The sequence below is a fragment of the Proteus vulgaris genome, from assembly GCF_033708015.1.
GTDB lineage: Bacteria > Pseudomonadota > Gammaproteobacteria > Enterobacterales > Enterobacteriaceae > Proteus.
The window spans coordinates 2,088,427-2,111,449 of the sequence record NZ_CP137920.1; the positions used below are offsets into that span (position 1 = coordinate 2,088,427).

General features: G+C 34.5%; 17 protein-coding genes. 9 read left to right on the forward strand and 8 right to left on the reverse strand.

What is annotated here, in order from left to right:
- Positions 1–2 precede the first annotated feature (2 nt).
- A complete protein-coding gene (pntA, locus tag SB028_RS09940) occupies positions 3–1,532 on the reverse strand; it encodes a Re/Si-specific NAD(P)(+) transhydrogenase subunit alpha (protein WP_069369118.1) in 1,530 nt (509 codons plus the stop codon).
- Between the two features lie 386 nt (positions 1,533–1,918).
- Between pntA and ydgH the strand changes: the two genes are divergently transcribed.
- On the forward strand, positions 1,919–2,872 hold the full coding sequence (ydgH, locus tag SB028_RS09945) for a DUF1471 family protein YdgH (RefSeq protein ID WP_069369117.1): 954 nt from the start codon (positions 1,919–1,921) through the stop codon (positions 2,870–2,872).
- A gap of 263 nt (positions 2,873–3,135) precedes the next feature.
- A complete protein-coding gene (locus tag SB028_RS09950) occupies positions 3,136–4,530 on the forward strand; it encodes a basic amino acid/polyamine antiporter (protein ID WP_069369116.1) in 1,395 nt (464 codons plus the stop codon).
- A gap of 259 nt (positions 4,531–4,789) precedes the next feature.
- Here SB028_RS09950 and hrpA read toward each other — a convergent pair whose 3' ends face one another.
- Positions 4,790–8,686, reverse strand: a complete 3,897-nt coding sequence (gene hrpA, locus SB028_RS09955; RefSeq protein ID WP_069369115.1) for an ATP-dependent RNA helicase HrpA — start codon at positions 8,684–8,686, stop codon at positions 4,790–4,792.
- Between the two features lie 233 nt (positions 8,687–8,919).
- Between hrpA and SB028_RS09960 the strand changes: the two genes are divergently transcribed.
- The 5 genes from SB028_RS09960 to SB028_RS09980 all read left to right on the forward strand — a co-directional run bounded on the left by SB028_RS09960 (position 8,920) and on the right by SB028_RS09980 (position 14,172).
- Positions 8,920–9,543 carry an FMN-dependent NADH-azoreductase gene (locus tag SB028_RS09960; protein WP_069369114.1) on the forward strand — a complete coding sequence of 208 codons (624 nt, stop codon included), beginning with the start codon at positions 8,920–8,922 and terminating at the stop codon, positions 9,541–9,543.
- Positions 9,544–9,893: 350 nt separating this feature from the next.
- On the forward strand, positions 9,894–10,442 hold the full coding sequence (locus SB028_RS09965; RefSeq protein WP_069730307.1) for a fimbrial protein: 549 nt from the start codon (positions 9,894–9,896) through the stop codon (positions 10,440–10,442).
- Between the two features lie 83 nt (positions 10,443–10,525).
- Positions 10,526–11,227, forward strand: a complete 702-nt coding sequence (locus tag SB028_RS09970) for a molecular chaperone (protein ID WP_069730306.1) — start codon at positions 10,526–10,528, stop codon at positions 11,225–11,227.
- Positions 11,217–13,586: a fimbria/pilus outer membrane usher protein gene (locus SB028_RS09975; RefSeq protein WP_318859371.1), complete on the forward strand. Its 2,370-nt coding sequence runs from the start codon at positions 11,217–11,219 to the stop codon at positions 13,584–13,586. The genes SB028_RS09970 and SB028_RS09975 overlap by 11 nt, the downstream gene beginning before the upstream one ends.
- A gap of 22 nt (positions 13,587–13,608) precedes the next feature.
- The gene (locus SB028_RS09980) at positions 13,609–14,172 is read left to right on the forward strand and encodes a fimbrial protein (protein ID WP_141002575.1); all 564 of its coding nucleotides are present in this window, start codon (positions 13,609–13,611) and stop codon (positions 14,170–14,172) included.
- A gap of 81 nt (positions 14,173–14,253) precedes the next feature.
- Here the strand turns inward: SB028_RS09980 and SB028_RS09985 are convergent, their stop codons facing one another.
- Genes SB028_RS09985 through SB028_RS09995 form a run of 3 tightly spaced genes read right to left on the reverse strand, consistent with a single transcriptional unit; the run spans position 14,254 to position 17,436 of the window.
- Complete coding sequence (locus SB028_RS09985) at positions 14,254–14,586, reverse strand: YdbL family protein (RefSeq protein ID WP_069369111.1); 333 nt, start codon at positions 14,584–14,586, stop codon at positions 14,254–14,256.
- 10 nt (positions 14,587–14,596) lie between these two features.
- The gene (locus SB028_RS09990) at positions 14,597–14,803 is read right to left on the reverse strand and encodes a YnbE family lipoprotein (protein ID WP_069369110.1); all 207 of its coding nucleotides are present in this window, start codon (positions 14,801–14,803) and stop codon (positions 14,597–14,599) included.
- On the reverse strand, positions 14,800–17,436 hold the full coding sequence (locus SB028_RS09995) for a YdbH family protein (RefSeq protein WP_069369109.1): 2,637 nt from the start codon (positions 17,434–17,436) through the stop codon (positions 14,800–14,802). Before SB028_RS09995 ends, SB028_RS09990 begins: the two co-directional genes overlap by 4 nt.
- Positions 17,437–17,585: 149 nt before the next feature.
- On the opposite strand from SB028_RS09995, the gene SB028_RS10000 reads away from it, so the two are divergent.
- Complete coding sequence (locus SB028_RS10000) at positions 17,586–18,584, forward strand: 2-hydroxyacid dehydrogenase (RefSeq protein WP_069369108.1); 999 nt, start codon at positions 17,586–17,588, stop codon at positions 18,582–18,584.
- Between the two features lie 94 nt (positions 18,585–18,678).
- Here SB028_RS10000 and SB028_RS10005 read toward each other — a convergent pair whose 3' ends face one another.
- From SB028_RS10005 to SB028_RS10015, 3 genes are all read right to left on the reverse strand, one after another.
- Positions 18,679–20,271 carry a methyl-accepting chemotaxis protein gene (locus tag SB028_RS10005; RefSeq protein ID WP_069369107.1) on the reverse strand — a complete coding sequence of 531 codons (1,593 nt, stop codon included), beginning with the start codon at positions 20,269–20,271 and terminating at the stop codon, positions 18,679–18,681.
- A gap of 519 nt (positions 20,272–20,790) precedes the next feature.
- A complete protein-coding gene (locus SB028_RS10010) occupies positions 20,791–21,267 on the reverse strand; it encodes an NUDIX hydrolase (RefSeq protein ID WP_069369106.1) in 477 nt (158 codons plus the stop codon).
- Between the two features lie 66 nt (positions 21,268–21,333).
- A complete protein-coding gene (locus tag SB028_RS10015) occupies positions 21,334–21,954 on the reverse strand; it encodes a TetR family transcriptional regulator (protein WP_069369105.1) in 621 nt (206 codons plus the stop codon).
- A 90-nt stretch (positions 21,955–22,044) separates the two neighbouring features.
- On the opposite strand from SB028_RS10015, the gene SB028_RS10020 reads away from it, so the two are divergent.
- Positions 22,045–22,959, forward strand: coding sequence for a helix-turn-helix domain-containing protein (locus SB028_RS10020; protein WP_069369104.1), 915 nt, complete (start codon positions 22,045–22,047; stop codon positions 22,957–22,959).
- Positions 22,960–23,023 lie beyond the last annotated feature (64 nt).

Sequence of the window (23,023 nt, forward strand, 5' to 3'; positions counted from 1 at the left end):
CCTTATCCTTTACGGAACATTTTCAACATACGTTGAGTAACAGTAAATCCACCAAAAATATTAATACTCGCAATCAATATTGCGATAAACGAAAATAAGCTAACCCAGCCCCCACTACCAATTTGGAGTAAAGCGCCGACGACGATAATGCCTGAAATTGCGTTTGTCACTGACATTAATGGCGTGTGCAATGAGTGACTTACATTCCAAACAACGTAATATCCAACAACACAAGAAAGTGCGAATACCGTAAAGTGAGATAAAAATTCTTTCGGTGCAACATTTGCGAGCCATGCAAACAATAAAAAGGCGACTGCTAGTAAACTGTATTTCTTCCAAGGTGAAACAGGTTTAGCAACGGGTTTTTCTTGTGGTTTTGCAGTAGGAGTGGCTTTAGGTTGTGCGGAAACTTGAATAGGTGGCGCAGGCCATGTTATTTCACCAGCACGAATGACAGTTACACCACGAATGACAACATCATCAAAATCAATATTAATATTGCCGTCTTTCTCTTTACACAACAATTTCAATAGGTTAACTAAGTTAGTGCCATAAAGTTGAGATGACTGTGCAGGTAGACGAGCCGCTAAATCGGTGTAACCAATGATTTTTACACCATGTTCTGTCGTAACGACTTCATTCGGCACGGTATATTCACAGTTACCCCCGTTTTGAGCAGCAAGATCGACGACAACACTTCCTGGCTTCATTAAATCGACCATCTCTTTCGTAATTAAACGAGGCGCTGGTTTTCCTGGAATTAATGCCGTCGTAATGATGATATCAACATCTTTTGCTTGTTCTGCAAATAATGCCATTTCAGCATCAATAAATGCTTTTGACATTACCTTAGCATAACCATCACCACTGCCTGCTTCTTCCTTAAAATTCAGCTCAAGGAATTCAGCACCCATGCTTTCAACTTGCTCTTTAACTTCTGGGCGAGTATCAAATGCACGAACAATTGCACCAAGACTTCCGGCAGCACCAATTGCAGCAAGACCTGCAACACCTGCACCGATAACCATCACTTTAGCTGGTGGTACTTTACCTGCGGCAGTAATTTGTCCAGTAAAAAATCGTCCGAATTCATGGGCAGCTTCTACAACGGCACGGTAACCTGCAATATTAGCCATTGAACTTAACGCATCAAGAGATTGTGCACGAGAAATACGTGGTACACTATCCATTGCCATAACGTTAATATTCTTTTCAGCTAACTTTTCGAGCAATGCCGCATTTTGAGCTGGCCAAATAAAACTGACCAGTGTTGCGCCATCTTGTAGCAACGCAATTTCATCATCCAGAGGTGCATTTACCTTCAAAATAATGTCTGATTCCCAAACATTTTGAAGAGTGAGGATCTCAGCGCCAGCTTCCTGATAAGCTTTATCTTCAAAGCTTGAGGCAATGCCAGCACCATTTTCAACTGCGACTGTAAATCCTAATTTTATGAGTTGAGCCACTGTAGCGGGTGTAGCGGCAACCCTTGTTTCATTAGAAAGTCGCTCTTTGGGTATACCAATTCGCATAATTTTCCCTTCTTATCCATAGAGATCTGTTAAAACTTCTCCGTTAACTTCACATTCATGCAAAAAAAATGTTAAAAATAATAATATACATGTCATTAATCGGAGTTCTAATAACCTACTGAAAATAAAACCAATAATCTATATCTGTGTAAAGCTAAAATTGAACTTAATTGGATCATTTTAGTCGAAAAGGCATATTTATGAATTATTCACTATATTCAGGTAAATATCTGGTAACATATACTGGTCATTTGACTCTGTGGTGATTCGCTAAATAAAATAATGCGACAAATGCTATTATTACATGTAATAATTAATCCCTATGTGATAAACCACGACGTTCAGCACATGACCAATATTAATTGCGCAAGGCGGAAGGATTTTGTATGAAGCTGAAAACCTCAGTCATCGCAGCAGCGATGTTATCTTTAACTAATATCACTGTTGCGCAGGCTGCTCAGGAATTAACACCCGAACAAGCTGCAGAACTAAAACCATTTGAAAGAATTACAGTTATCGGTCGTTTTAACGCTATTTATGAAGCCGCTGATGCGGTCTCTCGTCGTGCGGATAAAGTCGGTGCTGATAGTTTCTATATTCAAGGTCTAGATGATATTAGTGATAGCGGCAACATGAGTGTGACTGCTGATCTCTACCATAAAGATGCCCCCAAAGCAGATCAAGAAACCTATCGCGTTTTTCATGGCGTGAAAGAGCTACCAAAACCTGAAGCAATTCTGCTACAACCATTTGATACCGTTTCTATCCGAGGTTACTTCCCTACAACCCCTGATATTAACGACGCAATCGCAAAAGCGGCAGCTAAAAAAGGTGCTGCATCATTCTTTATTGTTCGTAACGTAACAATAAATGATGGTGGTAACCAAGAAGTAACAGCTTATATCTACAAAAAAGATGCACCTAAACGCGCTATTCAAGCACCAGAAGCTGTTGTTCCTTATGATTCTGATGCGGGTCGCGCACTGATTGCTGAAGGTGGTGCCGCTGCAAATAAAGTTGAAAAGCCGGGTCTTGCTTCAAACACTGATTTTGATAGAAGTGTAGGTGCTTTTGCTGAAACACAAAGCACGGGTACAAGTGGCCGTTACACTGTCACTTTACCAAATGGGACTGAAATTCAAGAAGTCAACAAAGCAGCTGCTGCATTAATGGATCCTTTTGATACCATTACTTTTAGCGGATACTTTGTCAACTCTCCAGAAATTTCATATCAGGTTGCTAAACGTGCAGCCGCAAAAGGCGCTAAGTTCTACCATATTACAAATGAATGGCAAAGTGACGGTGGTACAGTCACTATTACTGCCGACCTATTCAAGTAATAAAAAATTTCCTATTGAAAAACCTTGCTCTGGCAAGGTTTTTTTTATTCAAAATTTAATCAATTAATCATTATTTTGTGAAAGTGAATAATTTTTATGATTTAATGCATAGACAACCAAATTAACTCTCCGTAAAACCCCGCTGTTTTTTAGTGTTTTTATCTTTCTTTAAATTTAAGATATTTATATTTATTCTATTTATTGACCAAAAAACAAGAAAATACGCTATTTATTTACAATTTTAATCATGTAGGTAATTATCCTTGAATAAAAAACTCGGCTTAATATCACTCACCGCATTAGTATTAAGCTCAATGGTTGGTGCAGGTGTATTCAGTTTGCCTCAAAATATGGCCGAAGTTGCCAGTCCTGCTGCATTGATTATCGGCTGGACGATAACAGGCATTGGTATCCTCTTTCTTGCGACATCCTTATTACTCCTCTCCCGCCTTCGACCTGATCTTGATGGTGGCATTTTTACCTATGCAAAAGAAGGGTTTGGTGAATTTATTGGTTTTTGTTCAGCATGGGGATATTGGGTCTGTGCTGTTGTTGCTAATGTTTCTTATCTTGTTATTGTTTTTGCTGCCTTTAGCTTTTTTACAGATACACCAGAAAACGTTATTTTTGGTGATGGCAATACATGGCAGGCATTACTTGGAGAGTCAATCTTACTTTGGGTTGTTCATTTTCTTGTTTTACGTGGTGTTCAAACAGCAGCCAGCATTAATCTAATGGCAACCATGGCAAAACTCCTTCCTTTGGGATTATTTGTTATTGTCGCTCTATTAGCTTTTAATATGGATATATTTACCCTTGATTTTAAAGGTGTAAATCTAGGTGTCCCTGTTTGGGATCAAGTCAAAAATACCATGCTAATTACACTATGGGTATTTATTGGTATTGAAGGTGCTGTTGTCGTTTCTGCAAGAGCTAAAAATCGTCGTGATGTGGGTTTAGCAACCGTACTTGCCGTTGTCATCGCATTAGTTATCTATATTCTTGTCACTTTGTTATCACAAGGTTTAGTTAGCCAAACAGAATTAGCCGCGATGAAAAATCCATCAATGGCACCATTACTCGTTCAGCTTATTGGTAGTATAGGCGAGATAGTTATTGCCGCGGGGCTTATTCTCTCTGTATGTGGTGCTTATTTAAGTTGGACAATCATGGCAGCTGAAGTGCCATATATTGCCGCATTACACCACTCTTTCCCTAAACAATTAGGGAAGCAGAATAAAAATGATGCTCCTTCATCTTCATTATGGTTTACCAATTATGCAGTTCAATTCTCGTTAATTTTAATTTGGTTGACAGGAAGTAACTACAATACATTATTGACCATAGCATCAGAGATGATCCTTGTGCCTTATTTTCTCGTAGGCGCATTTTTATTTAAAGTGGCAATTACACGCAGTAGTCGTGCTTTATTATTAATAGCTATACCAGCGAGCCTATATGGTTTATGGCTACTTTATGCATCAGGCGTCATTAATTTATTGCTCTCTGTCGTATTGTATGCGCCAGGTATCCTGATATTTCTATACACACGAAAGCAATATCAAGACAAAAAACCCCTATTATTCAGTGAAAAAATTTTATTGGTTCTTGTCTTATTTGGTGCGATCCCAGCTTTAGGCTATTTAGCTATTTACTAAAACACTCTTAGAGGTACTGGAAAAACAGTACCTCTTTTATTCTCGTTCTCACCTCTCTTCAAAAATAAGTCAAAAAATCTCACTTAAGACCAAAATTTCCCTTTTAAGCTGTTATTTATAACATTGATGGTTAGGTGCTTATAAAGATAAAAAAATATAGTATGTTGTAACTAATTTAAAGGTAACTATTAATTAGCAAGCCAATAAAAAACCCACAAGAAACCTATGTTCTCGTGGGTCTACACATACTATCATTAAATTAGTTAAAACTAATTTGTTCCATCGCCTGCAATATACGTTTATCCGATATTGGATACGGTGTACCTATCTGCTGAGCAAACAGGCTCACTCTAAGTTCCTCTATCATCCAACGAATATTTTGTACTTCATCTTGCTGCTTTTGTTTTTCTGTAAGTTTACCTAACCACTGTTGCCACTGTTGAATAACATTTTCAACTCGACTCATTTGAGCGCGATCACGATTAGGATCAATAGCCAGTTTCTCCATTCGTTTTTCAATGGCACTTAAATAACGAGGGATGTCTGCAAGACGCTTCCATCCATGCGAGGTAACAAAACCAGGAAAAACTAACTGACCAAGTTGAGCTTTAATATCAGATAATGCAAAAGCAACGCTAATATCTACCCGCCCTTTTAAACGTTTATTAATAGCAAATACTTGAGTTAAAATCGCTTCAACTTGCTTTGCTATTTCAACCACAGCATCATTTAATTCAGCTCTGACATATTCTTGCAGTTTTTGATATTCATCTTCTTGCCAAATTAAACCACCATAAGACGCCATTAATTTATCAACACCACAAGCAATACAATCATCAATCAACTCTAGCACTTTGCCATAAGGGTTAAAGTAAAGACCTAGTTTTGCTTTATTCGGTAATTTTTCATGCAAGTATTTTATCGGTGACGGAATATTTAATAATAATAATCGTCTTATCCCTTTCCACATTGAAGTTTGCTGTTCAGATTCTGTTTCAAAAAGCTTAATACCTACACTGTTTTTTTCATCCACAAGTGCTGGATAAGCCTTCACTGAATAGCCACCTCGTTTTTGCTCATAACGCTGAGGCAAATCACCAAAACTCCAAATATGTAAATCGTGTTGTTCAATACCATGATCAGCGACTGCTGATAGTGTTTCTTGGACTTTTTCCTTTAAATTCTCTTTTAATTTATTGAGATCTTTACTTTCTGCCAGCGTTTTATTTTTATCGCCAACAACACGGAATGTCATTTTTAAGTGATCTGCAACTTGATCAAGTTGCCAACTCTCTCTATCAACGGTCACTCCCGTCATACGACGCAATTCTTTTTCAAGTCTATCGAGTAAATCGCCTTCAACTTGGGGTACACGTTCTAAAAAAGCAGATGCATAATTAGGTGCTGGTACAAAATTACGGCGAATAGGTTTTGGCAATGACTTAATTAATGCCACGATCAATTCATGACGAATACCCGGAATTTGCCAATCAAAACCTTCGTCTTTTACCTGATTTAAAATAGGTAATGGAATATGGACAGTCACACCATCAGCCGCAGTACCTGGTTCAAATTGATAGGTTAAACGTAATTTTAGATTATCTTGATGCCAATAATTTGGATAATCTAATGCGCTAACACGTTTGGCATCATCTTTAATCAGCATACTTTTTTCAAAGTTAAGCAGATCAGGTGATGACTTTTGAGCCTCTTTCCACCACTTATCAAAATGTCGAGATGAAACAACATCCTGAGGTATCCGTTGATCGTAGAAAGTAAACATTGTTTCATCATCAACAAGAATATCTCGGCGACGAGATTTATGCTCTAATTCTTCAACTTCTGTCCGTAATTTTAAATTGTCACGAAAAAATGCATGACGAGTTTGCCAATCCCCCTCCACTAATGCATGGCGAATAAAAAGTTCACGACATAAAAGCGGGTCAATTTGACTGTAATTAATAGGTCGAGAAGCCACAATTGGCAAACCATACAAAGTCACTTTTTCATTCGCCATTACAGCGCCTTGCGCTTTTGACCAATGAGGTTCGCTATAGTGATGTTTCACCAAATGTTCAGCAATAGGTTCAATCCATTCGGGTTCAACGCGTGCCGCTATTCGCCCCCATAAACGAGACGTCTCAACTAGCTCCGCCACCATAGTCCATTTTGGTGGTTTTTTAAACAACCCCGAACCTGGATATATAGAGAAACGGGCATTTCTTGCACCTGTAAACTCTTGTTTATCTGCATCTTTTTGCCCAATATGCGACAACAAACCACTTAGTAGTGCTACATGAACACTTCTGAAATCAGCAGGCTCACTATTAACAGGAAAGCCTAATTCTTTAACAACCTGCCGCAATTGCGTATAAACATCTTGCCATTCACGAACACGCATAAAGTTTAAAAACTCTTGGCGACACAACTTTCTAAATTGAGAATGACTCAACTCTTTTTGTTGTTTTTTTAAATAATCCCACATATTTAAAAAAGATAAAAAGTCAGAGTCTTTATCTTGGAAGCGTCGGTGTTTTTCATCAGATGCTTGCTGTTTATCCATCGGTCTTTCACGTGGATCTTGAATTGAAAGTGCGGATGTAATAACCATCAATTCTTTGACTGCACCATATTTACGCGCTTCAAGTACCATTCTCGCCAAACGAGGATCAATAGGAAGTTGTGCAAGTTGTTTCCCCATAGGGGTTAAACGATAAGCACCATTGTGATCGGTTTCGTTTTGTAATGCGCCTAGTTCTTCTAATAAACGAACACCATCTTGAATGTTACGTTTATCGGGTGGCTGTACAAATGGGAATGCACTAATATCGCCTAACCCTATTGATGTCATTTGCAAAATAACAGATGCTAGATTAGTTCTTAATATTTCAGGATCAGTAAATTCAGAACGGGAAATAAAATCATCTTCAGAATAAAGGCGAATACAAATACCATCAGAAACACGACCACAACGCCCTTTTCTTTGATTTGCTGAAGCTTGAGAAATAGGCTCTATTGGAAGTCTTTGTACTTTAGTTCGATAGCTATAACGACTTACACGTGCAAAACCGGTATCAATAACATACTTAATACCTGGTACCGTTAATGACGTTTCGGCAACGTTCGTTGCTAAAATAATACGTCTGCCATTATGAGGATGAAAAATTCGATTTTGTTCGCTGTTAGATAAACGGGCAAATAAAGGCAAGACTTCAGTATGTCGAAGTTGCAATTTATTCAGTGCATCAGCAGTGTCACGAATTTCTCGTTCACCACTCATAAAAATAAGAATATCACCCGCACTTTCTCTGCTTAATTCTTCAATAGCATCAACAATACCATCAGTCATATCCTTATCACTATCAAGCTCGTCGCCACCAATAGGACGATATCTGACTTCAACAGGATAAGTCCGACCGGAAACTTCAATGATCGGTGCTTGATTGAAATGTTTGGAAAAACGTTCAGGATCGATGGTCGCAGAAGTAATAATAACTTTTAAATCAGGGCGTTTAGGTAATAATTGCTTTAAATAGCCAAGGATAAAATCGATATTTAAACTACGCTCATGGGCTTCATCAATAATGATAGTATCATATTGTAATAGCAGTTTATCTTGCTGTAATTCAGCCAATAAAATACCATCTGTCATTAGCTTAACAAGGGTATTCTCACCGACATGATCACTAAAACGAACCTTATAACCTACTGATTCTCCTAACGTACTTTTTAATTCATGAGCGATACGTTCAGCGACTGAACGCGCAGCTAAACGACGAGGCTGAGTATGACCAATAAACCCCTTGATCCCTCGCCCTAATTCAAGACAAATTTTAGGGATCTGAGTTGTTTTACCCGAGCCTGTTTCCCCTGCAATAATAACGACTTGGTTATCTCTGATTGCATTATAAATGGCATCTTTCTTTTGACTAACAGGAAGGTTTTCAGGGTAAGTAATTTCAGGACAATTAGCACGACGGCGAATTATCATCTGTTGTGCTTTTGTAATATCGTCTTTAATTGCACTTAATACCGCTTGTTTAGACTCTTCATTATTGATTTTAGCGACGCCACGTAGACGTTTTCTTAATCGTTGCTGCTCCCGCAACGATAATTGCTCTATTTCTTGATAGAGCGTGGCAGATGATAATGTCACCTTTTATTATCCTTTTTGAGGTTATTCTAATCAAAACTAATGTCTGTATGATATCACAACAGGCTATTGGCACATAAAGGCTTGATTAAATTTCTTATTATATGATTTCATATAATCAATAATTTTGAATAGCATATTCAAAGGATTGTAATGTGATCTTTTAAAGATAAGGTAAACTACTATTCACTAATAAATTTAAACAAATAGAACATGTTATAAACTACGGGAAGAAAATGAAAAAAATCCTTGTACTGAAATCCAGCATTTTAGATAGCTATTCACACAGTAATAAAATGACCGATTACTTCATTGAAAATTGGCAGAATAATCATAAAGATGACTTAATCACAGTACGTGATCTTGCTAAAGATCCTGTGCCTGCTCTAGATCAAGCGACTCTATTTGCTTTTGGCAAAGAGACAGCAATGCTATCGGATGAACAAAAAGCAGCTAGAACATTATCAGATGAATTAATTAGTGAATTAAAAGCTCACGATATGATAGTCATTGCTGCACCCATGTATAACTTTTCAATTTCATCTCAATTAAAGCATTATATTGATTTTATTGCTCGCGCGGGTGAAACATTTAAATATACTGAGGCGGGTTCTGTCGGTTTGATTGAAAATAAACAAGCGATTGTATTAACCAGTCGTGGTGGTGTCCATAAAGACCAACCTTCCGATCTTATCGTTCCTTTTCTAACACAGTTTTTAGCCTTTATTGGCATTAAAGACGTACAATTTATTATGGCCGAGGGCACGGCATTTGGTGAAGAATACGCACAGCAATCTCATCAACAAGCACAAAAAGAAATTGATACTCTAATTAGCACAAAAAATATTACCGTAAAATAATTTTTCTCTATATATAAATATAAAAGCACCTGAATTAGGTGCTTTTTTTGTATCTCAATATTAATTTTCATAAAATATTTTTTTATATTTTTTATAAAAAAAACTTTTTAAATTATAATTAAAAAACTTCAACAGTAGATAAATCTAAAAAAAATATTTTATTAAATAAATAATTTAACACGTGCCATTTTAATGACTTTTTTTTATCATTTATTCTTTCATTCAGCGTGAAAATAAAAAGATAAATTAGAATTAATTTTGAATGGAAAATAAACTTATGTAATATTTTATTGTTTCTAGAGATTAGAGACTATTAAATAACTTTATTAATTCAAGAAATGGAATTTGAAATGAAAAAGAATTTACTTTCAATAATTGTCCTATCTACATTTTTTTTATCCGCTCAATCAAATGCTATTGAACATACAGAAAAAAATGTAGGTACAATTACAATTAATGGGTCTGTTACAGCAAATCCAACTTGTCAATTACAAGATATACAACCTGTTCTATTACCCCCTGTTCAAGCAAGTAATTTCGGGGATGACCGTATAGCAAAAACAGATGCTCAACCACTTTTCATCCAATTTTCCAATTGTAATGATAGCATTGCTAATATTCAGTTAAAAATTCCAAAACAAGCAAAAAGGTTATTAAAAAACCAAGTGGAAAATAGCAGTAATGTTGATATCGCCATTTTTGATGCAAATAAAAATATCATTGATTTAAGTAATGAAAAACCTAAAGAATTTAATTTAAATATTGATTCAGATACTAAAACAGCGGATTTTTCATTTGAAATCAATTATATGAAACCAAATGGATTAGATGCAACTCCAGGCTTAGTAAAGTCTAGCTTAGCATTTGATGTTATTTATAGCGATGTCGTTGTAGATTAATATCTATAAAACTAACAAAGCTGGTTATCCAGCTTTGTTTTAATATTCTTTTTATATTATACCTCATCATAAAATAATAGAAAATGATTAATAAAATTAAATTCACTATATTATATATAGCTATCTCTCTTCCTATTTATGGTTATACTTCAATAGAAATAAACAAGGATAAATTTATCTTTATTGAGAGCAAAAACCAAGAAGTTATTGAAATAAAGAATAGTATAAATAGTGATTATTTTATACAGAGTTGGATTTCACATTATGATGAAAATAATGATTCTGAATTACCTTTTATGATCACCCCACCACTCTTTAAAATAGAGAAAGATGAAGACTACTCTTTGAAAATTTTTAAAATTGATGAAATAGAAAAAAAAGACAGAGAAACACTATATAAAATAAACATTAAAAGAATACCTGTATTATCTGATTCAGATGATAATAAAAATTTATTACATATTTCAATAAACTCTGTTTATAACTTAATATATAGACCTATATCAATAGAAAAAAATGCAGTAGATGCATATAAAAAAATAGAGTTCTTAAAAAATCAAAATAATGAATTTATTATAAACAATCCCACACCTTATTTTATTACTTTACTTAATGTTCATCTTGAAAATATTTCATTAATTAGTAAAAGTATAACCATTCCACCATTTAAAAAATATAACACAAAAAACAAAATTAAAAAAGATGGATTAATAAAATGGAAAACAATTGACCAGTATGGTGTGGAAATAAAAGCAATAGATAAGGCTATAATGAATGATGATTAAATTAAAAAAAAGAAAATTAACTTTGTTTATTCTAATGATTATCTTTCATAGCAAAGCTATCGCAAAAAATAACACCATCTCTCTTTATTCTAGTCTATTTTCTAATGTTAGTGATGAAAAAATTAAACAGCTTCTTGAAAATAAAAAACCTGAGGGATTTTATCATTCTATTATTTATATTAATAATAGAAAAAAAATGGTAAAACTTATTTATTACAAAGATGTAGAAAATAAATTAACACCTTCTCTTTCTATCAAAGATTTAACATCTTTGGGTATTGATACTGATTTTTATTCGATCAATAAAAAAAATTCAGATCCTATACTGTTAAGCGATTATTCAATTGATTTTAAATACCAATTTTCTAATCAAAAATTAAATTTAATTATCCCACAAAAAGCATTAATCAAAAAAACAGACTATGTCATTGATGAACAAAGCTGGGATGATGGGATCACAGCTTTATTTACTCAATATTCATATTCAATTAAATATCATCAAAAAAAACCTATTGGGCAAAAACTTAATTTACACTCAGGTATCAATATCGGTGCTTGGCGTGTGCGTAGTCGAAACGGAATAGATTGGACTAGAGATCGTTATCAGTCTCAGCTTTCGTCAATTTATGCATACCGACAAATTAATTATTTTTCTTCTTTTTTTTATGGCGGTAAATTTTCACCTACAACTCGAATACTTTCAAATGAGAAAATAATTGGCTTTCAATTAATATCCAACAATCTAATTGCAAATAATACGCTCTATGCTAATAGCCCTATTATTGAAGGCATTGCAGATACTCAAGCTGATGTAATCATAAAACAAGGCGATAAAGTCATCTATGAGAAAACGGTTCCTCCCGGGCCTTTTCTTCTAAATTCATTACCTTCTATAGGTAGTGAAAAACTTACTTTAGAGATCAAAGAAGCAGACGGAAGAGTCAAAACTTCAACACATTATTTCACATCATTGCCTAATCAATTAAATAAAGGCATCTATCAATATAATATTGTATCAGGTACGCTACCTGATCATCCTAATAATAAAAAAGCACTTTTTCTTTTAGGTGAATTTTCATATGGTCTTAGTCAAAAAATTACTTCTTATAGCGCAATAAAGAAACACGATAACAGACAAAATTATTTATTTGGACTATCTCTGGATTTAGGTATATTAGGTGGTTTATCATCAGATATAAATTATGAGAAAACTGATAACAATAAAGTAAAACATCAATTTAGTTATCAAAAAAGCATGCCAGAAAAACAAACTTATTTTACGTCCAGAATATCATTCTATCATTATTTAGATAATTTTTTAGTAGAAAAAAAGATAAAAAGAAATTATTCATTCTTTTTATCTAAAGGCATTAATAAACTAGGTTATTTATCTTTACACTACCATGATAAATCCTATCATAATTCATCTAAAACATTTGAAACTAGAACATCCTTTTCATCTTCAATAAATAAAATAAATTATAATTTAAAATATGATTTTAAAAAAGAAAGATATTATTCAGAACACTATCTTTCATTTAATTTTAATATTCCGATAGGAAATAATACACATCATCATTGGTTCAATAACCAAACAGATTATCAAGTAAATAATAACCGTTATGCAAGCAGTACAAATATTGGAGGAACATTACTTAATAATAATTTAGGGTATTCAGTAAACTATCAGTATGCACATCATCCTAAAAGAAAATTTGATCAATTTTCTATGCATACACGTTATCAAAATAATTATCAATCTTACCTTTTCTCTGGAAATAAGTCAGAAGATAATTACAACTTAAATTTTGCAGTTAATGGTGCATTAGTGCTTCATTCAGAAGGTGTTACTCTAGCCCCTCGTTTAGGTAAGACCTTTGCATTAGTGAATACACAAGGCATTACTGGTATTAAAACATCATCTTCATCAAATTTGGAAACAGATATTTTGGGTAATTTAATTTTAAGTAATATAGCACCTTATCAAATAAATAGGATCCAGCTAAATGCTGAATCACTTCCTTCATCCGTTGAAACTGAATATTATAGTAAAAATGTTATTCCTACATTTGGTGCAATACCTAAAGTTATTTTCCCAATGAAAATGGGCTACCGTGTTATTTTTAAATCAAAAACGCCTCTCCCTTTCGCATCAAAAGTTATTGTATTGGATAGAAAAAATAACATTATTTCACAAGGATTAGTAACAGAAAATAATATTATTTTCCTTTCTGGCATCCCTGATAATGGATTAATAAAAGTAAAGCTGAGAGACGATAAACAATGCCAGTTTGATTATGAAATAAACGCTAGTGATAAGCAAAAAGCGTTGATAAAAAAAGAAATCAATTGTCAATAGCTCAATAATAAAAATCTTAAATATGAAAAAAAAACAATACATCATCTATTTAATTATTACTTTACTCTATTCATCATTCTCATTTTCATCACCCCCAAGGCGTGGTGATCATGATATGATATTAAGCTGCGATATAAGTTATATCTATGAAAATATAAATGATCGTCTTTCTATTAATGGAAATGACTTTTTATCATATGAAAAAGGAGAGTTAGCGAATATTGATCCTCACATTATCCTTATTACTATCAAAGATTGTTCTAAAAGCCATGGTAATGTTCGCTTAAAAATTGAAAATACGAGTATTGATAGTTCAACAGGTTACTTAAAAAATACCATTAGTGACGATAGGGCAAGCAGTAATATTGCTTTTCAATTATTGTACAATGAAGAAGAAAGACCCATAAATCTCAATGAAAAGAATGAATTTACTGAAGAACTGATTGATGGTGAGGCTGAATTTTATTTTTTAGTTAACTACGTTAAAAAAGATAATATGCCTCCCTCTTCTGGTTATATAAGTTCAAACATTCATTTTAGTATCATGATAAATGACGATATTGTTAATTTTAATGATAATGATTAATGATAAAAAGCACGATAGAAATTTATCATATATCGTGCTTTTTAAAAATAAAATGGCATTAAATATCTAGTTAAAAATTAACTACTTCTTTACCCATTTACCATTAATACCTTTCACAAACTCACCTTCATTAGCTCTTGCGACTAATTTTTCACCCGCGAGCCTAGCAACAGAATCGGGTGTTACTTGGTTAGTTTTGGCAATTTCAGCGTATTTTGCTTTTCTAGCTTGATTGATTTCATCAACAAGCTGTTGAGCTTGTTTATTGTTTGTCTGTACCAGTTCAATATAACCGCTAAAAGTTTCCCCTACTAATCCTTGTGATCTCGCCTCATCAAGTGTTAATGCCATAACATTCATACTCGTTAAAGCCATTATTAGCCCAAAACTTAAGAGATATTTTTTATAATTCATCATTTACCCTTTAAAAAATGGCGCTGTTATTTTTTAAGAGATCTTCCACTTGGCGATCTATTTTTACATTAATCTCATGTTCAATTTTAACATTCATATTAATGTTAATCGGTTTATCCGGTGTGGCCACTTCTAGTCTAATACATCCTGTTAGCACCGAAATTTCCATCACTAAGGACATTAATAAAAATAGTTTTTTTAAAAATAATGGTTTCACTCTGACTCACTCCCTAAATCTGATAAGCTTTTTTCTAACCACTCTTCCAATTGTGAACCAAATCGTAAACTTCGCCATAATTGGAAGACATTTTCTTCGTGCCGATAATTAAAATTAACCTGACGACGTTTATCTTCAAGAGGGTTTGTTCCTTGGATCTCAGCCTCTAAGACTAACTCACCTAAATTGCTTAAATTAACACGAGTCCAAGAACGACTGATTTCTAGATAACGCAACCATGCCATAGCAACGCCTGCTGACATATTATTCTCGTCAATTGAATCAACAAAATCTTTATCCAGTCTTAGCGTCAAGTAAGATGAATTAGCCAACCAACCATCTTTAATAATCCACTGATTATTATTAATAAAGAACGGAAATTCTCCACTCACTTTACCCGATGCTGCAAATTGCGTCACTTTTAATAGAGTAAATAGATGACTTAATTGAATGTTATCAATAGAAATAATCGCAGCATCATGTTGTGGTATCGCTAATTTGGCTAAAGATATTGTTCCATCAAGCATCGCTACATTAACGTTAGATAAAACTAACGGCTTACTTTCAGTTGCTGGATAAAAGCCTTGTAAATCTGCTGTAATATCAGTCATTTCAAAAAGATTGTTAACACGTTTTATCCGTAACTGGACAGGTTGCTTAACCCCTAATTGCCACTCATCCCCGTTTAAACGCCAAGGCAAGATAAAATCTAAACCTTCTAGAACACCATCTTTAAGCCACATACCACCTTGCTTAACAACAAGGTGTCCACCAGCCATCAATCCTTGTCCTGGCGCAATAGAGAAATCAGCTTGCGTATATAATTCCCCTTTATCAAGAGTCATTCCTAAATCTGCTGGAATAAGTGATTGAAAGACATTGATGGGTTGAGAAGGCCAACGCATCTGCCCTCTTAATCTTGCACCATCCCACCGCGTATTTATTGCAATAGGTCCTATAGTTGGCTTCGCACTTAATTCTCCTTTTACATTAAAGTTAAAAGGAGAATCACCATTAACTGTGGCAATAAAGTCGGCTCTATCTAAAAAACCGCCCTCAGGAAAATCAATACGCTGACTCGTTAATTTTAACTTTCCATTAAATACGGGATTTTGCTCATCTCTTATCCAACGAAACGGGCTTTCTAACGATAATCGAGGCGCCGTCATCGTTGTATTTTGATATTTTAAAACATCAAAACCTGTAGTGAGTTTTTCAAAACTCACTACTTTATCAGCCCAATAACCTGTTCCTGCAATATCCCAACGCGCTTTTAATGGGAGTAAATTTCCATCCCCCCAATAGCGCCATTGCCAAGTCCCATTATCAGGTAAAAAATCAATCGCTTTACCTTGAAAATGAATGCGGTAATCACCCCAAATACTATCTTGGGCAACGACTATCGCATTTAAACGCCCATTAAAACCTTTTGATGAAAGTGTCGTCCCAGCTAAAGGTAAACGCGCATCTGTGATAGTCAGTGTTTCAGTGACGGGCCCTTTAAAACGAAATAAAGATCCAGATTGAAATTCAATAGTAGGATCTGTCAGCATGCCAGTGACTTTAACAGGTAATTGTGCACTGGCTTGCATTAATTCTTTATTAACAACACCCGTGATTTGAATAGGAATTTCAGCATCTAACCAATTTACTGCCGTTTCAGGGATCGATAAGACTAAATTTCCTTTCCCTGCTTTACCTTCTGTCATCACATTTAATCGTGCTGTTAATCTTAAATCAGCCAAACCTTTTTGCCATTGGCCAATATTAATATTTACACCGCCTCGCAACGGTTGATCTACGCCAAACCATTCCCAACGCCCTTGCTCAATGGCAATATTTTCAGGTGTTACAGTCCACGGCAATAAAGCTAATGCATGCCCCCCACCTTGTTCAGCAATTGAAATAGTGCCAGATTGCCCTATCCATTCCAGAATAAAAACTAAAGGATGGGGGTAATGAGAAGCTAATAACGTGGCATTAATTGTTCCTTTTTCAGGTAATGACGCGATATTTAAAGGAAGTGCTATTTCAGCGGCAAGTTCAATATTATTATCATCAGGTAAATTCACTTTAAGCTGTTTAATATCTAGCCACTGGTTATCTCTAATAAAAAGACCGAGTTGGGCATTTTTTCCTTGGTAAGTGATTAATCGCCCATTGTTTTGTGTTTTTAATTGTAATGCACCTTGGTAGCGAACATTTTCTTTAAAAAGCACATTGTCGATATTGACAGATAAATGAGGTATTGAAGTTAGTAATGAATTTATCTCAAGAGGAACCGTTGCTGTTTCTTCTTGCTTACTTGTAGGCATCATTGAAAAACATTGTTCATCAATGGCAAGTTGTTGGCTGTTAAATTGAAGTTTATCAATCTGCGCTTTGTGATAAGAAAAAACGAAGTTATCAAGATTAGCTAAAGTGCAATTCTCTGTCTTTAATGCGATGTGTTCAATTGAAATCCCCATACGCTGTAACTTGGGCTGAGATACAGAAAGTAATACACCTTCAGGTAAGTAATAATGGGCAACAGCAGGTAGCCAACGAGGAATAGACACCCATAAAGCAGTGCCTATTAGACCGACGCCTAGTAGTATCGTCCCTGTCCATTTGATTGTTTTTCTTAACAACACATCATATTCCTTTTAAACAAACCTGAATCATCCACTTACCTCGTTAAATTGTTTATAATGATAGTATTAATTTCTTTCATATTGGGGCTGGATAATTCTTGTTTTTCCAGCCTCTGAATAAAAATTTAATCGAGAGTAGAGAAGACTGGATGAAAATCGTTTCCTATAGTACTAAACATTATGATCGTAAGCACATGGAATGGGTTAATCAACATAATGGATATCATTATGATATTGAATATTTCGATTTTAATTTGACAGAACAAACCGCAAAAAATGCCGTTGGCGCTGATGCTGTTTGTATTTTCGTCAATGACGATGCAAATCGTGCGGTTTTACAAGAGCTTGCTGGTCTTAATATCCGTATCCTTGCATTACGTTGTGCAGGATTCAATAACGTCGACTTAAAAGCTGCGGCTGAATTAGGTATAACTGTTGTCCGTGTTCCAGCTTACTCGCCAGAGGCTATTGCAGAACATGCTGTTGGTATGATGCTCTCACTTAATCGTCGTATACACAGAGCTTATCAACGTACTCGTGATGCTAACTTCTCATTAGAAGGCTTAACTGGCTTTAATATGCATAATCGTACTGCTGGGATTATCGGTACAGGTAAAATAGGATTAGCGACATTACGCATATTAAAAGGCTTTGGCATGAAGTTACTTGCTTATGATCCTTATCCAAATCAAGCCGTACTTGATTTAGGTGCTGAATATGTCGATCTACCAACACTCTATGCAAACTCTAACGTGATTTCGTTACACTGCCCATTAACCGCAGATAACCATCATCTATTAAATGAAACTGCTTTTGCACAAATGAAAAATGGTGTGATGATTATTAACACCAGTCGAGGCGCTTTAATTGATTCTGCGGCTGCCATTAATGCACTAAAACAAGGCAAAATTGGTGCACTAGGAATGGACGTCTATGAAAATGAACGCGATCTTTTCTTTGAAGATAAATCAAATGACGTTATTCAAGATGATGTTTTCCGTCGACTTTCTTCTTGTCACAACGTGTTGTTCACTGGACACCAAGCCTTCCTAACAGAAGAAGCATTAATTAGTATTAGTGAAACAACGCTGCATAATATTAAAGATGTGGCCTCAGGTAATGAGTGTGTTAATCAGGTCAAAGCGTAGTTTTAAGCATTAAGAATAAATGTAATAAAAAACCCCCTTCACCATAGATTAGCAAGGGGGTTTATTTTACGTATTATCGATATGATACTTATTTTTATTGATTATCAATAAGTTCTATTGATTTCGTAGGTTCAAAGTGTGAACGAGTCTTTTTCTCTTCATCGACTTTAAATTGTGAAACCAATTTAGCTAATTGATGAGCTTCATCATCCATATTCGCTGTTATAGCCGCTGATTCCTCAACCAATGCGGCATTTTGCTGAGTAACAGTATCCATTTCACTGACCGCCAACGCGATTTGGTTAATCCCCATGCTTTGCTCATTAGAAGCAAGTGCAATCTGTTGCATAAAGTCATTTACCTGATTGATGGTTGTAACGATCTCTGACATTGAACGCCCAGCTTGAGCAACCTGCTGCGAACCAATATGCACTTTATTAACAGAATGTGTAATCAACTCATTGATCTCTTTCGCAGCTTCCGCACTACGGCTGGCTAAACTACGCACTTCAGATGCCACAACAGTAAATCCTCTACCTTGCTCACCAGCTCTCGCGGCTTCAACAGCGGCATTCAATGACAAAATATTCGTTTGATTGGCAATGCTATTAATAATGTCATTGATATCTGCAATTTTCTTCGCACTTTCAGAGATGGAGGACATCGTCTCGATCACACTATCCATCACATTTTCGCCATTTTGGGCAGATGCCGTTGCTGTTAGTGCGAGTTTGCTTGCTTCACGTGAATTATCTGCATTTTTCTCAACTGTTGTTTTAATTTGCTCCATGCTCGCAACAGTTTCTTGCAATGCACTAGCCTGCTCTTCAGTACGGGAAGATAAATCGGTATTTCCTGTCGCTATCTCGCTTGCACTCACGCTGATGGTATTAACCGCATTTTTCACGGAAGAAATCATATGACTTAATGAATTCTTCATCTTATTCATTTCGTTGAATAACTGACCAAATTCATTAGTACCATGATTATCTACACGCATACTTAAATCGCCTTGGCTCATTTTACTAAAGATATTGATTAATATTCTGATATTGCCAATAAAAGTATGGGAGAACCAACGCAATATAATAATAAATAAAAGAATAACAAGAATGCTTGTCGTGATTGATACCAGTATTAAACGTTCTTGAGATGTTTTTGCAATATCGATGTAGCTATTCTCAATACTATTAGCAACGGCATAATATTGCATAGTAATATCATTTAGTTCATCCATTTTAGCACTGGCGGAGTGTGTTGTTAGCTCACCTTTACGTAGTCTATCTAGTGCACCAGTGAAGATATCAAGCAATTCATCAAAACGCTTTGTCATATCATCCGCTAATTCTCGTCCTTCTAAGGTCAGTTTTTCTGTATCTGACCAACGGTGGATCTCTTCACGCGTTATTTCAATATATTCTGCGGTTTGGTGAAAATATTTTGCTGAGGGCTTTTCATTAACCCGTAATTGTCCATCTAATCCATTAATATTTGCTCTGATCACGGCCATTTGATATCGCGCTTTACCCATAAGTAGCATTTGCTGGCTTAAGCTATTTGATGAAACAAAATTATTATAAGATCGAGAGGAAGCATCATAACTAAAATAAATAATGCTCATAATCAACGCAAATAAAATGGCCAGCATGACCTTAACGGTCTTTTCTATACTGATATTTTTAAACATGGTCATATTCCATCAAAATATACAGAGTTTTTTATCTGTACATTTGTAAGATATCAGAATGCACTCTTTCTCTGACAAAGAGCATATTCCCTAGTGTAAATAAAATAAGGCTAAAATTTATTCATTAGAATATAAAGGCGCGTAGGATCTGCCTTTGTTTATAATGTCGGTAATAATGAGGGAAAACTTTAGAGTGCAGTAAAAACCATTTTTCATTTATTAAATAAACGATTGTTTTATCTATCTAGATAGAAATTAATTATATAATATCCCGCAATGAAGGTGATTTCACTCAGAAAAAGATAATTTATTAATTATTTTTTAGTTTTTGTCATTTTATTTTTATGTTTTCATTTTACGTTCTAATAGGTACATATCCTATTAACATTAATTTACTTAATTTAAAAATTATTTATAATGGCTTCTGCAAAATGTTTTATTTCCAATAAAAATAAAGCACTTTCTAAAAAATGCTTTTATTGTTTATTTATTATGAATAATTTAACTTTATTAAGAAATTTAAATAATTTTTTCTATTAATAGTTTTTCAGTTAGTTCAATAAGTCTTATCACATCTAATGGTGTTTCTATTTTTTTTATTTCTTCCAAAGAAAACCATTGGAAAGATTTATTTGTTAATTGGCTATTTTTTAACGGTTTACAAAGATAAATCATATCGATGTGATAATGAAACCCTTGCTTTTTATCGTGAATAGGTTCTTTTAAAATGGCGAGCGGTTTTACAAGCTCAATAACATCATGGTTATTTAGGTTAAGGCTAAATTCAGGTTGATAGCAAAGGCACTCACACAATAAACCTGTTTCTTCTTCAATTTCTCTTAATACTGCATCTTGTGGCTCTTCATTTTCTTCTATATGACCACCTGGGGGTAACCAACAACCAATTTTAGAATGTAAATGGAGAAGAAATTTGCCCTGCTCATTAAAGACAATACCCGTTGCGGTGAAATGACTCTTAGGCACTTCTATTGTCATGATACTCTGATCCTTTACTCTATTTATGTTTATCTAATGTACATCATATCGATTATTATTTTTATGTTAATTATGGCCTTTGGCATTTATTGAAGATTGTTTTATTCCCATTAAAAAATCAGAAAATATTGTTTTAAAGTCCTTACAAGCATTTTCAGGTAGTGTTGCTTCATTTTTTAAATTAATCGCAATATGTGTAACAAATCCATAAATTAAATTCACCACAATATCAGGAGAATAGGTACAAATTTCCTGTTTGTCATAAAGAATATCTACACATTTTTTAATTCGAGGGATAAGAATTTGTGAATCAATTTCGTCCCACTCCTTCCAGCCTAAGACGGAAATTATTTCTTGTAAGGGAATAAGCTTATCTTTATGTTGATAAATATGATCAACACAGAAACTAAAAATAGCGTCTAACTCTTGCCACTTATCATCATAGATAGGAATTTGCACGAGTTTTTCAACGACTTTATCAACCTGAAAAAGGTAGCACTCTTTTAATAGGGCTTTTTTATTACTAAAGTGGTGATAAAAAGCCCCTTTCGTTACTCTTGCATGACGTGATATTTCATCGACAGAAACATCGCAATAACTCTGATTTATAAATAGTTCTTGTGCGGCTTCACGTAATGCTGCACGCGTTTGCTCTGAATTCTCTTGTTGCCGTGATTTTATTTTCATGATAAAACCCTAAAAACATACCATAAGTATGTAATAATATATGGGTATCAGTTTTGTGTAAACTGAACAAAATATTTTCAGGAAATTATCATGTCATCTCAGTACAATGGGCTTACCCCTTCAAATACCTTATCCACCTTTAATATAGAAATTATCAAAGAACTTCTTCTCTGGATTGAGGTGAATCTGGAAAAACCGTTGCTACTTGATGATGTTGCGATCCGTTCTGGTTATACAAAATGGCACTTACAACGCGTATTTAAACAAGCAACAGGGTTAACACTTGCTTCGTATATTCGAGGAAGACGCTTAACAAAAGCGGCAACAGAATTACGTTTAACCAAATTGCCCATTCTGACTGTGGCATTGCGTTATCAGTTTGATTCTCAGCAATCATTTACACGTCGTTTTAAAGCTACATTTGGTGTAACACCAACAGAATACCGTAAACTTGATAATCTTTGTGGTAATAACTTTCAGCCGCCAATCAATTTTGATGTTGTTGATTTGCCGATCCCTAAAATTATGGAATTACCTGAAAGTTATGTTTATGGGATGCAATATCAATATTTTTGCTCTATCGAAGATATAGGAAAATTACACGAAGATATTCGCCACCAATTTTGGAATGATTTTTTACTGTATACAGATAAAAAATTTTCAGAAAGTACGGTGCTTATCTCATACCAACCTAACACATTACGTAAAAATAAAATCCAGATTGATTATGAAATTGGGTTAAATAGCTTAGATCATTTTACAAAAACCAGCGGTTTTAGAAAAAGGGTGATTGAAGGTGGACGTTATGTCAGATTTCAATTTAAAGGAACGTTAGAAGAATATAAACAATTCGCGATGAAAATTTATTTTTATACCCTGCCTGCATTAGGTTTATGTCGTCGCTTAGGTGCTGATATTGAAAGATATATCTGTATAGAAACGGATGTTGATTTAATGGAACTACCAAAAACCTTAGAAATTGATTACTTTGTTCCCATTCATTAATGATCCTCACATAGCCTGACTATTCAGGCTATTTTTATTATAGCTTTATTAAAAGTAGATTAAT